Below are 13,649 nucleotides of genomic sequence, written 5' to 3' on the forward strand. Positions count from 1 at the left end.
AGGGGTGGCGATACGTGGCAGTGTCGAAACCTCGTTGGCGGAGTTGGCGGCTCGTGTTCGCCGCCGCGCCGACGGGCACTCCGGTCGGTTTCTGCTCGGTATCACGGGCCCGCCCGGTGCCGGCAAATCCACCCTCGCCCGCGGCATTCGCGACGAACTGAATCTGGCCTCCGGCGCTACGATCGCCGAAGTCGCGCCCATGGACGGATTCCATCTCACCAACGCCCAGCTGCGCGCCGCCGGATTCCTCGATCGCAAGGGCGAACCCGATACCTTCGACACCGACGGCTATGTGGCTTTGCTGCGCACCATCCGTGACACCGCGCCGGGCACGCCGGTGTCCTGGCCCACCTACGATCGCGAGATCCACGAACCGGTCCCCGGCGGCGTCGTGTTCGACCGCCAATCCATCGTGGTGACCGAGGGCAACTACCTGTTGCTCGACGACCGCGCCCACCCGGCCTGGGCGGCCGTGCGCCCCCTGCTCGACGAGACCTGGTACCTGGACGTGCCGCGCCCGATCATCGAACAGCGCCTGCTGCGCCGCCACATTCGCGGCGGTCGCACCCCCGAGGCCGCGCGGACCAAGGTGGCGGCCAGCGACCTCCGCAATGCCGCGCTCGTCGAATCCACCCGCACCCGCGCCGATCTGGTGCTGCGCAAGGCCGGACGCGGCTACCGCATCGACTGAACGCGCTATCCATTCGTCCGAATATCGAAGTGCCGCATCCACTCCCGAGTGCCGGCGAAGCCGCAGGAGGCCGTCGCCACCGCGGCCGCGCGCCGCAGCGCGACCGGGAAATCCGCGCCACGCTCGTGAAAGTGGCAGAACGCGCCGTGCAGGATGTCGCCCGCCCCGAGGGTGTCCACCGCTGATGCCGCGGGGACGGGGATCTCGCCGTGTCCGCCGGGCATCGAGTATCGGATCGGGCCACCGCCACCGGTGATCGCCACCAGCCGCGGTCCTGCCGCGTGCACGTAGTTGAACACCGCACCGGCCGAATCAGCTTGTACCCCAGGCGGAATGAAGGCACTCGAGCAGATGGCGATATCGACGACCGGCAGCAGCGCGCCGTGTACCGGACGCCAGCGCCCGGCATCCAGCACCACCGGCACGCCCGCCGCCCGCGCCGCCGTCGCCAGCCGTAACGCGGGCTCGGGATAGTGGCCGTCCACCAGCAGTACCGTGGCCGTATCGAGCACCTCGGCCGCCGTCTCGTCGAGGGCCGGGTGGATCTGGGATCCGTCCAGCGACACGATGGTCCGGGTGGCCGCCTCGGTGGCGACGATGATCGAGGACACCGGCGGCTGCTGATCGCCGTCGGGCGTGAGGTCCACGGCGGTGACCCCGTTCCGCTGCAGATCACCGCGAATCAGTTCCGCCAGTGGATGTTTGCCCAGCGCGGTCACCAGGGCCGGTGTCGCGCCGGACAGGAAGGCGTAGGTCACCGCCGCATTGGCGGCCGGTCCGCCCGCGCCGAGAAACAGGTCGGCGGCCTGGATCTTGGAGTCCTCGGCGGGATACCGGTCGACGGCATAGGCGAGATCCAGTGTCGACAATCCAGCGAAAACCGCACTCCTGCTACCCATGCCGCCGACCCTACGGCGAACTACTCGCGCACTCGGTGCTCGTAGGCCTTGCGCGCGTCGGAGTCGACATCGTCCAGGAAGGCGCTCTGCGCGCCCAGCGCGCGCCCGATGGCATCGCCCACCGACTGCGGCAGCAGACCCACCATCTGCGAGATGATGCCCGCCATCGTGGTGACCCGGACCTTGGAGCGCGGCTCCACGATCAGCTTGGTGATGGCGTCGGCGATCTCCTCCGGTTCGGCCGGGCGCAGCAGCTTGGGCGCCGTAACCCCGGATCCCAGTTCGGTTTTGGTGAGCGTCGGCAGCACCGAGGAGAAGCGCAGCCCGGTGCCCCGGTACTCCTCGCGTAGGGTGTCGGTGAAGCCCAGCACCGCGTGCTTGCTGGCGTTGTAGGTGGCCAGGCCCGGAATGTGGGTCTCGCCGGCGAGCGAGGCGATATTGATGACGTGTCCGCGCCCGCGCGGCAGCATGCGCCCGATGGCCAGCTTGGAGCCGAGGATCACGCCGTACACATTGATGTCGAGAATGCGGCGGGTGATCTGATCCGGTTCGTCCACCACGCGGCCTGTGGGCATGATCCCGGCATTGTTGATGAGCACGTCGATCGGGCCGAGGCGGCGCTCCACCTCGTCGAGGAAGGCGTCGAAGGACTGGTGGTCGGTGACGTCCAGCCGGTCGTAGACGTCGAAACCCCGTGCGGCGCCGGACTCCTTGACGGTGGTCTCGTCGATATCGCCGATGGCGATCTTGGCGCCGAGGGCCTGCAGGGCGGTCGCGGTGGCCAGGCCGATGCCGCGTGCACCGCCGGTGATCACCACGACCTTGCCGGCGATCGTTCCGAAGTCGGTCATCACATCCCCCGTACGGTCTTGATGATGGCGGGCAGGTTGATCCGCCGCAGTCCGCGGGTGCCGGCGGCCCGCATGGCGCCCATGGCGACGGTCAGCTTGGCCGGCGAATACGGGAACCACAGCGGCTCTTTGGTCTGGGTGGGCAGGATCGGCTTGGTGATGGCCTGCTGACGGCAGTACTTGCGCACGCCGTTGGCCCCGCCCCAGCGCGCACCGGTGCCGGACAGGCCCCAGCCGCCCATGGGTAGCGCGAAGCTGAACATATTCGCGAACACGTCGTTGATGTTCACCGCGCCCGCGTTCAGCTGGCGCGCAACGCGTTCCGCGCGATCCTTGTCGCCGGACCACACCGAGGCGGACAGGCCGTAGATCGAATCATTGGCCATGCGAATCGCTTCGGCCTCGTCGGCCACCTTCATGACCGGCAGCGTCGGCCCGAAGGTCTCCTCGGTCATGCAGGTCATGGTGTGGTCCACGTCGGCGAGCACGGTCGGCTCGAAGAGGGTGCCGACGCCGGTCCGCTTGCCGCCGGTCGTGACGCGCGCACCCGCCTTGACGGCCTCCTCGACGTGCCGCTGCACGATCTGCGCCTGATTCTCGTTGGCGAGCGCGCCCATGTCGTACTCGGGCCGGCGGCCGTCCACGCCCTGGCGGACCTCTTTGACGGCGGCGGTCAGCTTCGCCAGGAACTCGTCGTAGACAGGCGCTTCCACGTACACGCGCTCGACCGAGATACACACCTGCCCGGCGTTGAAGAGCCCGCCGAAGGCGATGCCGTGCGCGGCGCGATCCAGGTCGGCGTCGGCCAGCACGATGGCCGGGTCCTTGCCGCCGAGTTCCAGGCTGTACGGGATCATCCGCTCGGTGCAGGCCGCGGCGATCTTGCGGCCGGTGGCGGTGGAACCGGTGAACTGGATGTAGTCGGCGGTGCCGACCACGGCCGCGCCCGTCTCGCCCGCGCCGGTGACCACCTCGAACACCGGCGGCGCGCCGATCTCGCGCCAGCCGCGCGCCAGCTCGACCGCCGAAAGCGGTGTCACCTCGGAGGGTTTCAGGATGACCGCAGCGCCCGCGGCCAGCGCCGGGATCACATCGATGACCGGCATGGCCAGCGGGAAGTTCCACGGCGTGATCACACCGACCACCTGGTAGGGCCGGAACACGGTGGTCAGCTGCTTGACCCGGGCCAGCGGGCTGTGCGGCGAAGGGTGTTCGTCGGCAAGGAATTTCGCGGCGCGGCGGGCGTAGTAGCCGGTCAGGTCGACCGAGAACGCCGGGTCGATGAGCGAGTCCACGCGGGCCTTGCCGGTCTCGGACTGCAGCACGTCGGCCAGGCGATCGGTGTTGTCCACCAGCCAGTCCTGCAGCTCGAGCAGCCATTTCTTGCGTCCGTCGGGGCCCAGGGCCTCCCAGGCGGGCTGATGCGCGCGCAGGGCGGCGACCTTGGTGGCGACCGTCTCGGCCGAATCGATCGGCACCGTGCCCGCGAGTGCGCCGGTCGCCGGATTGCGGACCTCGAGTTCGGTGGCGGGTGCCGGGGCCGCCTCCGGTTTCGGGGCGGCTCCCGGTTTCGGGGCGGCCTTGACGGCGGTCCCGGCCGGCTTGCGGGTCCCGGTCTTGCGAGCGGTGCCCGCGGCGGGTTCGGTATTGGTCACGATGTGCCTCTCCCCACGTGCGCTACGTTGCGACGGCGAGCTGTGCCCCAGCTCACTGGACTATGATCGTGACACAATTTCGTGAGCCCATGCTTGGCCAATCGGGTCAATTGTTCCGGCCGGTTTTGTGCTCTGAGTACAACCTCGGAGGAGTACCCGTGGCGACGCCCGCGAACCCGGCGGAGATCCGGCTCTGGATCGCCGATTTCGTCGCGGAAACCCTCCCGGCCGACACCCTGGAACAGGTCGTCACCCGGCTCGACGACGCCATCATCGCCCGCATCCCGGAGATGCGGGACCGCGATATGCGCCGCGACCTGGCCGCCAGCAGCCGAGCCCACGCGGTCGCCGTACTCAGCGGCCTCACCCAGGACCTGTTCGAATACCCGGTCCCGCAGGAGGCGCACGCCTTCGCCCGCACCGTCGCCCGCCGCGGCTACGACGTGCGGCTGCTGCTGCGCGTCTACCACCTCGGCCAGGAGGCGGTCATCGACTACATGACCGAGGTGCTCGAACAGCGGCAGCTGCCGCAGGACATCGAAAGATCGGTGCTGCTACGGCTTTTCGACCGCACCACGCGCTGGGTCAGCACCTCGGTCGAGGCCCTCACCGACACCTACATGGCCGAGCGGGAACGGGGTTTGCGCGCCGCGCTCACCCAGCGTGCCGAGATCGTGCGCGCTCTGCTGGACGGCGCCGAGGTGGACATCGAAACCGCTTCGGGCAGGCTCGGATACCGGCTGTCGCAGCGGCATCTGGCGCTGGTGCTGTGGACGGACGAGGATGCCGCGCCGCTGCCGCCGGACGGCGCCGGCGAGGCCGTCGGCCGGCTCGACCGGATCGTGGCCCGCTACGCGGGCGCGCTCGGCAACGGCAGCCTGCTGACCGTGCCCTCGGGTGCGACCGCGCTGTGGGCGTGGATCGGCGTCGACGACGCGCTGCCCGAGCCCGGCGATCCGGTGTGGTCGGTGGACCCGCCCGTGCGGGTGGCGATCGGTGTGCCCGCCGCGCACGCCGCCGGCTTCCGGGCCGGCCACCGCGAGGCGGTCGCCGCCCGGCAGGTCGCCGAGCGCGCCCGCCCAGGCATGTCGCGGGCAGTGCACTACTCGGAGGTGGAGGTCGCCTACCTGGCGGGATCCGACGAGACCGCCATGCGGTCGCTGATCGACCGGGAGCTGGGCGCACTCGTCGCACCCGACGCGCAGTCGGCGCGACTGCGGGAAACCTTGCATGCCTACCTGCGGGCCCGCCGCAGCCCGGACGCGGCCGCGAAACTGCTCGGCGTGCACAAGAACACGGTGCGATACCGGATTCAGCGCATAGAAGAACTACTCGGTCACTCTCTCGACCAGCGTGGTACGCGACTGGAGGTCGCGCTCGACTGCGTGGCGGTCTACGGCGTATGAGTTCGCGAGCGTCAGCTCGCTTCCTCCGCGACGGTGTCCCGGGCGGCGCGTCGCCGGGTGGGCGGCTCGCCTTCGGAGGCCCGGCGCTCCGGTAATTCCGCCAGCAATTGTGTGGTGGCCGCGGCAATGGCGGCCACTGCCTTGTCCACCGCGGCCTTGGTGGCCGTCGTCAATCCCGACACCCCGCCGACTTTGCGCACGTATTCCTGTGCGGCGGCGTAGATTTCCTGCTCCGTGGCGGCCGGACTCAGCCCGCGGAGGAGGGTGATGTTCCCACTCATGCCCCCAGAGGTTAGCGCTCGATTACCCGCTGTGACAGGGCAAAATTCAGACAATTGCGCGAGTGCGTCGCGTGGCGCCGGCGGGAATGTCGCACAGTGGCCGCCGGAATTCCGAACCGAATGGTTTGCCGATTATTCGCGCCCGACGCGGCCGGTGTGGCACACGTGATCGGCGAATAGTGGGCCACTCCAAGATCGATGGGGAACAATCGGGGTATGTCTGCCCGCGACGTGCCCACGCTGACGACTTTTCCATACCCGGAGCTCGACCAGCGCGAGGACGATCACTGGTCCGGTGCGCAGGTCTCCGACGACGAACTGCGCGCCCTCGCGCTCGGCGGCTTCTACTCCTCCCGCTGGGACGCCTTCCACGACGCCCTGCTGCTCGGCCCCGAACGCGACCATCCCCTCGGTGATCGCCGCGAACTTGCCATCGATACCCTCACCGGCGCCTGGGGCATCACCGACGGCACCGAGGCCATGGCCTCGATGGAACAACTGCTGGACGGCATGCACGGCCCGCTCTACGCGCTCGTGCATCCACTTGTCATGGCGGCAATCAACTCCCCTGAACGGGATCGCTTCGGCGAGCGCGCCGACCGGCACCGCGCGTTCCTGCGGCAGGTCGGCTCATTCCGCGGCATGGAGAATCCGGAGGCGCTGGTCCGCGATTACGACATCTGGTCGCAGGCCATCAAACTCGGGCTCACCGACCATCTGGTCCGCCCGCTGCCCACCGATATCCAGGCCTGGGATCTGGCCCGCGTCGTCGCCGTCGCCCGCATGGCCTACACCGCGGGCTACCTCGACGCCGATGTCGCCTGGGATTACCTCATGCGCGCGCTGCCCCCGGCTCAGCGGAAATACCGGAACTGGCGGCAATTCGGCGACGCCTACCTGGCCGGGTGGACCTACTGGCAGGCGTGCGAGGACCTCGCGGAACTGAAATCCGGTGGCGTGGACCGGCGGATGGAATTGCTGCGGCTGTGGATGCGTCCCACCAGCCCGTGGCGGCGCATCGCTCTGCAGCCGGACGAATGAGCCGGTCGGGTTTGGGGGCTCGACCCCCAAACCTTTTCACTCGATCTGCCCGGTGCTCAATCGGGCAGGGACCGGAGAATTCCGCGTCCGTACCGCTGGAACTGCGCGTCGTCGACCATGCCGAGCGAATGCCGCTCGACCAGCAATTCCCATTCGGAGTACAGCTTCGCCACACCGGGATCCGCGGGCCCGGCGGCGCCGTCGGCCACCTCGCGCTGGATGGCGAAATTCAAAGCGCCCGTTACCCGATCGGTGTCGGCCCGGTCGGTGCCGGTGAAATGCCAGGTCAGATTGCCGTCGCTGACCTCGACGCCGTACTCGGCGGGCGCGACGCCCGGTCCCTCGGCGTCGTCGGTCGTGCGTGCCCACAGCAGGGTCGCCACCGGTAGCTCATGGGCGAAACGCTTGCCCGAGCTCAGCGAGACGAAGATCATCCGGGTGGTGGTGATCGCGAGCAATCCGGTGGCCCGGGGCGCTGGCGCCTGCGCGGTGACGAGGGCGGTCTCCAGTACGTATTCACCGGGGGTGACATAGCGCTGCAGCGCGGCGACGGCCGGCTTGGCGTCGCGCTTGGGCGCCATCCGGCGCACCGCACGATCCACGTCCGCGCGGGCCGGCCCGCTGCGTCCCCAGGAGGGTGCGGGCGGGGTGAGGTCGGGGGCGGCCACGTCCAGTCGCTGGGTGGCCAGGATCTGATTGTTGATGCGCTCGACGATGACGGTGGCGGCGGGCACATCGTGCTCGGCGATGAGCACCGGCAGCGGGGTCCGGTCGGCGGGGACGCCGGTCAGGACGGGGGTCGGGTAGCGCAAATATATTTCGATGACGACGGCGTCATCGGCGCGCCGGTTCAAACGCACCTTGAGCAGGTCGCTTACCGGCACGTCGAGCACGCGCTCGCCGTCGGTTCCGGGTCGCAGCACCGTCAAACGCCCGTTGCCATGACGCACAATCGCTGTGGGTGTCCGTAGCTCGACTATGTCCATACCCCCTGCGCTCTGTTGTGTCGTCACTCACGATGAGACGACCATGCCATGATTGTGACCACTCGGTCCGACACCAGGGGGTGATCGACCCAGTGTGTTGCCGCAGATGGTCGGGGAACCACCCGCGTTCTCCAGCCGTTTACCTGTTGAACTGCACTAGCTGCCGAACTACGCGATGTAACGACTAGACCGTACGCGGTAACGTGGCATGTCCGCATCCGTTCGCCGGAACGGGCGTGCCACGCAAGCATCGCAGGCAAACCGGATACACCCCCCGGAAAGGACTGGCCGCCGGCCGACGCTCTATGAACCGCAAGACTGTGTTCCGCAACCTGGCCATAGTCGCGGGCTTCCTGCTCGTGATCTGGTTGGTCAGCTATTTCAGCAACGACACGCGCGGCTGGCATAGCGTCGATACCTCGGTGGCGCTTTCCCAGCTCCAGGACAAGTCGAATGTCGATTCGGTCCAGATCGACGACAAAGAACAGCAACTGCGCATCACGCTGAAGAACGGCAATGATGCCACCAAGGGCGAGACCAAGCTCATCGCCAAGTATCCGGGCGGCGGCGAGGTGTCCGCGCAGGTCTTCAAGGCCGCGCAGGATTCGGGCGCCAAGGTCAACACCACCGTCAAGCAGGATTCCTGGCTGAGCCAGATTCTGCTGTTCATGCTGCCCATGGTGATTCTGCTGGGCCTGTTCATCTTCGTGATGGCGCGCATGCAGGGCGGCGGCCGCGGCGGCATGATGGGCTTCGGCAAGTCGAAGGCCAAGCTGCTGTCGAAGGACATGCCCAAGACCACGTTCCAGGATGTGGCGGGCGCCGACGAGGCCATCGAAGAGCTCTACGAGATCAAGGACTTCCTGCAGAGCCCGGCGCGGTATCAGGCGCTGGGCGCGAAGATCCCGAAGGGCGTGCTGCTCTACGGCCCGCCGGGTACCGGTAAAACGTTGCTGGCCAAGGCCGTTGCCGGTGAGGCCGGGGTGCCGTTCTTCACCATCTCGGGTTCGGACTTCGTCGAGATGTTCGTCGGTGTCGGCGCCTCCCGGGTGCGCGACCTGTTCGATCAGGCCAAACAGAACAGCCCCTGCATCATCTTCGTGGACGAGATCGACGCGGTCGGCCGCCAGCGTGGCGCCGGCCTGGGCGGTGGCCACGACGAGCGCGAGCAGACCCTGAACCAGCTGCTGGTGGAGATGGACGGCTTCGGTGAGCGCACCGGCGTCATCATCATGGCGGCCACCAACCGGCCCGACATCCTGGATCCGGCGCTGCTGCGCCCGGGCCGTTTCGACCGGCAGATCCCGGTCGGCAACCCGGACCTGAACGGCCGTCGTGCGATTCTGCAGGTGCACTCCAAGGGCAAGCCGATCGCGACCGACGCCGACCTGGAGGGTCTGGCCAAGCGGACCGTCGGTATGTCGGGTGCGGATCTGGCCAATGTGATCAACGAGGCCGCGCTGCTCACCGCGCGTGAGCACGGCAACGTGATCACCGGTGCGGCCCTGGAGGAGTCGGTCGACCGTGTCATCGGCGGTCCCCGCCGCAAGTCGCGGGTGATCAGCGAGCACGAGAAGAAGATCACCGCCTACCACGAGGCCGGTCACACCCTGGCCGCCTGGGCGATGCCCGATATCGAGCCCGTCTACAAGGTCACCATCCTGGCTCGCGGCCGCACCGGCGGTCACGCCATGACGGTGCCCGAGGACGACAAGGGCCTGATGACCCGCTCGGAGATGATCGCCCGCCTGGTCATGGCCATGGGTGGTCGCGCGGCCGAGGAGCTGGTGTTCCACGAGCCGACCACGGGCGCCTCGTCCGATATCGACCAGGCCACCAAGATCGCGCGCGCCATGGTCACCGAGTACGGCATGAGCGCCCGCCTGGGCGCGGTCCGCTACGGCGAGGAGCAGGGCGACCCGTTCCTGGGCCGGTCCATGGGCATGGCCTCGAGCTACTCGCACGAGGTGGCCCGCGAGATCGACGAGGAGGTGCGCAACCTCATCGAGGCCGCGCACACCGAGGCGTGGGCGGTGCTCAACGAGTACCGCGACGAGCTGGACTCCCTGGCCACCGCGCTGCTGGAACGCGAGACCCTGCACCGCAAGGATCTCGAGGAAGTGCTGACGACGGTCGAAAAGCGGCCGCGCATCACGGCTTTCAACGATTTCGGTGACCGCACCCCGTCCGATCGCCCGCCGGTGAAGACCCCGCGCGAGCTGGCTGCCGAGCGCGGTGAGCCGTGGCCGGAGGAGAACTCGCGGCCGTCGCATCCGGTGGTGCAGCCCGCCAACGGCTATCCGGAACCGGTCTACGGCACCGCGCAGCCGCAGTACGGCGGCTATCCGGCGCCCGCGCCGCAGGGCTATCCGCTGCCGCAGGCTCCGGCTTATCCGCGGCACGGTGCGCCGACGCACGGTTCGCGTCCGGACTACGGCGCTCCGGCCGGTTGGTCGGCGCCGGGCTGGCCGCCGCAGGAGGACGAGGCTCCGGCGCCGCAGCCGCGCGGCACGTACGGCGGCTGGGCACCCGCGGGCAACCAGCGGTATCAGCCGGGCGGCCAGTATCAGCCGGGCTACTCGCAGCCGGAGCATCCGGCCGCGCAGCCGGCGTCCGGGAATGACGAGGACGAGAAGAACGGTTGGGACGGACCGAACGGTCGTCGCTGACCGCGGTCCCGATAGGCTCAATGGGTTCGCGGCCCGCCTCGGGCGGGGTTCGGACGCTGGGGGAACGCCCCGCGGCCGGATCCGCCCGAGTGGTTCGGCGACCGCGTCCAGGCCGCGTGTGCATGTGCGGCAAGTCAACACAGGAGGTGTCGATTGTCGGCCACCAACAATCGTGTCGTGTCCGGCCTGATCGCGCTCGACACCGGTCGACCGTTCGATCAGGACCGTGCGGAGGCTGCCGTGCGGGAACTGCTGATCGCGGTCGGCGAGGATCCGGATCGTCCCGGGCTCGCCGACACCCCGGCCCGGGTGGCGCGGGCCTATCGGGAGATGTTCGCCGGACTGTTCACCGATCCGTCCGAGGTGCTCAACACCACCTTCGAGGAGGGGCACCAGGAGCTGGTGCTGGTTCGCGACATCCCCATGTACTCGACTTGTGAGCACCACCTGGTGGCGTTCCACGGTGTCGCGCACGTCGGCTACATTCCGGGCCCGCACGGCCGGGTGACCGGACTGTCCAAGTTGGCTCGCCTGGTCGATCTGTACGCCAAGCGCCCGCAGGTGCAGGAGCGGCTGACCAGCCAGATCGCCGACGCGGTGATGGAGAAGCTGGATCCGCGCGGCGCCATCGTGGTGATCGAGGCCGAGCATCTGTGCATGGCGATGCGCGGTATCCGTAAACCGGGCGCCTCCACCACCACCTCGGCGGTGCGCGGCATGCTGCAGACCAATGCCGCCTCTCGCGCGGAGGCCCTGGATCTCATTCTGCGAAAGTGAGCGCACCGACCATGGCCGAGAGCGGTACACGGGGGGCCAACCTGGTTGTTCCTCGTGGGGGCCGCTCATGCGTGGTGATGGGCGTCGTGAACGTCACCAGCGACTCGTTCTCCGATGGCGGCCGCTACCTGGATCCGGGTCTGGCGGTGGCGCACGGTCTCGACCTGTACGAGATGGGCGCGGACATCATCGATGTGGGAGGTGAGTCCACCCGGCCCGGCGCGGTTCGTATCGACCCGGAAACCGAAGCGGCGCGGGTGGTTCCGGTGATCCGGCAGCTGGCCGCGGCCGGGGTGCCGACAAGCGTGGACACCATGCGGGCGAGCGTGGCCGAGGCCGCCATCGCGGCGGGTGTGTCCATGGTCAATGACGTCTCGGGCGGCCGTGCCGACTCGAACATGGTGAAAGTCGTTGCGGCGACCAAGATCCCGTGGATCCTCATGCACTGGCGGGCCGAGGCGGACTACCGCCACGCCGGTCCCGCCGAGCAGTACGACGATGTGGTGTCCAAGGTCTGGGAGGAGCTGAACGCGCAGGTCGAGTTCGCCCTCGCCGGCGGTGTCGACTTCGGGCAGCTGGTGCTGGACCCGGGCCTGGGCTTCGCCAAGAACGCCGACCACAACTGGGAGTTGCTGGGCGGCCTGTTCTATCGCATGACCGAGATGATGGACGCGGGCCTGCCGATCCTGATCGGGGCCTCCCGCAAGCGTTTTCTGGGCGGCCTGCTGGCCGATGCCGAGGGCCCGCGCTCGCCGGACGGCCGCGAGGTCGCCACGGCCACGATTTCCGCCCTGGCCGCCGAGCACGGTGCCTGGGGTGTGCGGGTGCACGATGTCCGATCGTCGCTGGACGCCATCGCGGTGGTCGACGCGACCACCAATGCGGCCCGGCGCCTGCGGGATCGGTATGTGCGGGAACGGGAGACAGGGGAGCGGCTGTGAGCATCGATCGCGCCGGATCGCCGGGCGACCGGATCGAATTGCCCGGTGACCGTATCGAATTGCGCGGGTTGCGCGTGTTCGGCCATCACGGTGTCTTCGACTTCGAGAAACGCGACGGCCAGGAGTTCGTCGTGGATCTGACGCTGTGGACGGATTTCACCGCCGCCGCGAAGTCGGACGACATCACCGATACCGTGCACTATGGCGAGCTGGCCGAGCAGGTGGTGCAGATCGTGGCCGGGGAGCCGAAGGATCTGATCGAGACGGTGGTCTCGAGCATCGCCGACGAGGTGATGGCCGATCCGCGTATCCAGGCCGTGGAAGTGGTGCTGCACAAGCCTTTCGCGCCGATTCCGCATACCTTCGAAGACGTCCGTGTAGTTACGTCCCGTCGTCGCGAACCGGAGGAGTAGAGCGGTGACCCGCGTTGTCCTGTCGATCGGATCCAATCTCGGTGACCGGCTGGCGCATCTGCGCAGTGTCGTGGAGGCGCTGGGCCCGCGCGTGGTGGCGGTCTCGTCGGTGTACTCGACCCCGCCGTGGGGCGGGGTGCCGCAGCAGGACTATCTGAATGCCGTGCTGGTGGCCGAGGATCCGGCCATGGAGCCCTCGGACTGGCTTCGCCTGGGTCAGGAGCTGGAGCAGGCCGCGGGCCGGATCCGGGAAGTCCGGTGGGGCGCGCGCACTCTCGATGTGGACGTGGTGCAGGCCGAGTCGCGCCGCCGCGACGGCCGGGTGGTGGTGCGCAGCCTGGATCCGGTGCTGACGCTGCCGCATCCGCAGGCCCACCATCGCGCGTTCGTGCTGGTGCCGTGGCTGGAGATCGATCCCGACGCGGAGCTGGAGGCGACCGGCGCGCTGCGCACGCTGCGGGAGTGGTTGTCCGCCTTGGATTCTGCCGAGGTGAGCGGGGTGCGCCGCACCGAGCTGACATTGGGCTGGACGCCGTGACGACGGAGCTGCCGCGGTGAAGCCGACCCGCATTCTCGATCTGTGTGCGAATGTCCTGCTGGCGGCGATCGTGGCCTGGGTCGCCACCAATATGGCGTATTCGAGCTTCCCGCCGATATCGGTGTTCTCGGGCGCCTCGCTATTGCCGGTGGCGCTGCTGGAGGCGGTGCTGGCCTTCGTGATTCGGCAGCGTAAGGACAATCACGGGATAGGTCCCGGTCCGGGGCAGCTGCATGCGATCACGGCGGCCCGGGCTGTGGCGCTGGCGAAGGCGTCGGCGCAGGTGGGGTCGCTGGTGGGCGGGATCTGGCTGGGTTTCCTGGTGTGGCTGCTCATGCAGCGCTCGGATCTGCGTGCGGCGGCGTCGGATACGCCGGGCGCGGTGGTGGGTCTGCTGGGCGGGGTGGCCCTGGTGGCCGCGGCCCTGTGGCTGGAGTATTGCTGCCGCGCTCCCATTGAGCCGCCTGATGAGGCGGCTACTTCATAGCTAACAGATTGGCA

At 68.7% G+C, this 13,649-nt stretch carries 14 protein-coding genes; 9 read left to right on the top strand and 5 right to left on the bottom strand.

Annotation, left to right across the window (positions count from 1 at the left end; all coding sequences use genetic code 11):
• The first annotated feature begins 4 nt into the window (after window positions 1-4).
• Window positions 5-691, top strand: a complete 687-nt coding sequence (locus tag ABZ909_RS13845; protein ID WP_356998645.1) for a nucleoside/nucleotide kinase family protein — start codon at window positions 5-7, stop codon at window positions 689-691.
• A 5-nt stretch (window positions 692-696) separates the two neighbouring features.
• Here ABZ909_RS13845 and ABZ909_RS13850 read toward each other — a convergent pair whose 3' ends face one another.
• From ABZ909_RS13850 to ABZ909_RS13860, 3 genes are read right to left on the bottom strand one after another with little or no spacing between them, the layout of a single operon-like run.
• A complete protein-coding gene (locus ABZ909_RS13850) occupies window positions 697-1,590 on the bottom strand; it encodes a PfkB family carbohydrate kinase (RefSeq protein WP_356998648.1) in 894 nt (297 codons plus the stop codon).
• 20 nt (window positions 1,591-1,610) lie between these two features.
• Window positions 1,611-2,441 carry an SDR family oxidoreductase gene (locus ABZ909_RS13855; RefSeq protein WP_356998651.1) on the bottom strand — a complete coding sequence of 277 codons (831 nt, stop codon included), beginning with the start codon at window positions 2,439-2,441 and terminating at the stop codon, window positions 1,611-1,613.
• Window positions 2,441-4,096 (bottom strand): aldehyde dehydrogenase family protein, encoded by a 1,656-nt coding sequence (locus ABZ909_RS13860; protein WP_356998653.1) that lies wholly within the window; start codon window positions 4,094-4,096, stop codon window positions 2,441-2,443. The genes ABZ909_RS13855 and ABZ909_RS13860 overlap by 1 nt, the downstream gene beginning before the upstream one ends.
• 158 nt (window positions 4,097-4,254) lie before the next feature.
• Here ABZ909_RS13860 and ABZ909_RS13865 point away from each other — a divergent pair, with 158 nt between their 5' ends.
• The gene (locus ABZ909_RS13865; protein WP_356998656.1) at window positions 4,255-5,502 is read left to right on the top strand and encodes a helix-turn-helix domain-containing protein; all 1,248 of its coding nucleotides are present in this window, start codon (window positions 4,255-4,257) and stop codon (window positions 5,500-5,502) included.
• A gap of 11 nt (window positions 5,503-5,513) precedes the next feature.
• Here the strand turns inward: ABZ909_RS13865 and ABZ909_RS13870 are convergent, their stop codons facing one another.
• The gene (locus ABZ909_RS13870; protein WP_356998658.1) at window positions 5,514-5,783 is read right to left on the bottom strand and encodes a DUF2277 family protein; all 270 of its coding nucleotides are present in this window, start codon (window positions 5,781-5,783) and stop codon (window positions 5,514-5,516) included.
• Between the two features lie 216 nt (window positions 5,784-5,999).
• On the opposite strand from ABZ909_RS13870, the gene ABZ909_RS13875 reads away from it, so the two are divergent.
• Window positions 6,000-6,824, top strand: coding sequence for a DUF1266 domain-containing protein (locus tag ABZ909_RS13875; RefSeq protein WP_356998660.1), 825 nt, complete (start codon window positions 6,000-6,002; stop codon window positions 6,822-6,824).
• Between the two features lie 56 nt (window positions 6,825-6,880).
• On the opposite strand, the gene ABZ909_RS13880 is transcribed toward ABZ909_RS13875, so the two are convergent.
• Window positions 6,881-7,747: a hypothetical protein gene (locus ABZ909_RS13880; protein WP_356998663.1), complete on the bottom strand. Its 867-nt coding sequence runs from the start codon at window positions 7,745-7,747 to the stop codon at window positions 6,881-6,883.
• Window positions 7,748-8,115: 368 nt separating this feature from the next.
• Between ABZ909_RS13880 and ftsH the strand changes: the two genes are divergently transcribed.
• The 6 genes from ftsH (at window position 8,116) to ABZ909_RS13910 (ending at window position 13,635) form a co-directional block, all read left to right on the top strand.
• Window positions 8,116-10,479: an ATP-dependent zinc metalloprotease FtsH gene (ftsH, locus tag ABZ909_RS13885; protein ID WP_356998666.1), complete on the top strand. Its 2,364-nt coding sequence runs from the start codon at window positions 8,116-8,118 to the stop codon at window positions 10,477-10,479.
• Window positions 10,480-10,656: 177 nt separating this feature from the next.
• Window positions 10,657-11,256, top strand: coding sequence for a GTP cyclohydrolase I FolE (gene folE / locus ABZ909_RS13890; protein WP_356998669.1), 600 nt, complete (start codon window positions 10,657-10,659; stop codon window positions 11,254-11,256).
• Between the two features lie 11 nt (window positions 11,257-11,267).
• Complete coding sequence (gene folP, locus ABZ909_RS13895) at window positions 11,268-12,197, top strand: dihydropteroate synthase (RefSeq protein ID WP_356999233.1); 930 nt, start codon at window positions 11,268-11,270, stop codon at window positions 12,195-12,197.
• The gene (folB, locus tag ABZ909_RS13900) at window positions 12,194-12,610 is read left to right on the top strand and encodes a dihydroneopterin aldolase (protein ID WP_356998671.1); all 417 of its coding nucleotides are present in this window, start codon (window positions 12,194-12,196) and stop codon (window positions 12,608-12,610) included. Before folP ends, folB begins: the two co-directional genes overlap by 4 nt.
• A gap of 4 nt (window positions 12,611-12,614) precedes the next feature.
• On the top strand, window positions 12,615-13,148 hold the full coding sequence (folK, locus tag ABZ909_RS13905) for a 2-amino-4-hydroxy-6-hydroxymethyldihydropteridine diphosphokinase (RefSeq protein WP_356998674.1): 534 nt from the start codon (window positions 12,615-12,617) through the stop codon (window positions 13,146-13,148).
• A 16-nt stretch (window positions 13,149-13,164) separates the two neighbouring features.
• Complete coding sequence (locus ABZ909_RS13910; protein ID WP_356998676.1) at window positions 13,165-13,635, top strand: DUF3180 domain-containing protein; 471 nt, start codon at window positions 13,165-13,167, stop codon at window positions 13,633-13,635.
• Window positions 13,636-13,649: the final 14 nt, after the last annotated feature.

This window comes from Nocardia sp. NPDC046763, from assembly GCF_040645495.1.
In the GTDB taxonomy this organism is placed as follows: domain Bacteria; phylum Actinomycetota; class Actinomycetes; order Mycobacteriales; family Mycobacteriaceae; genus Nocardia.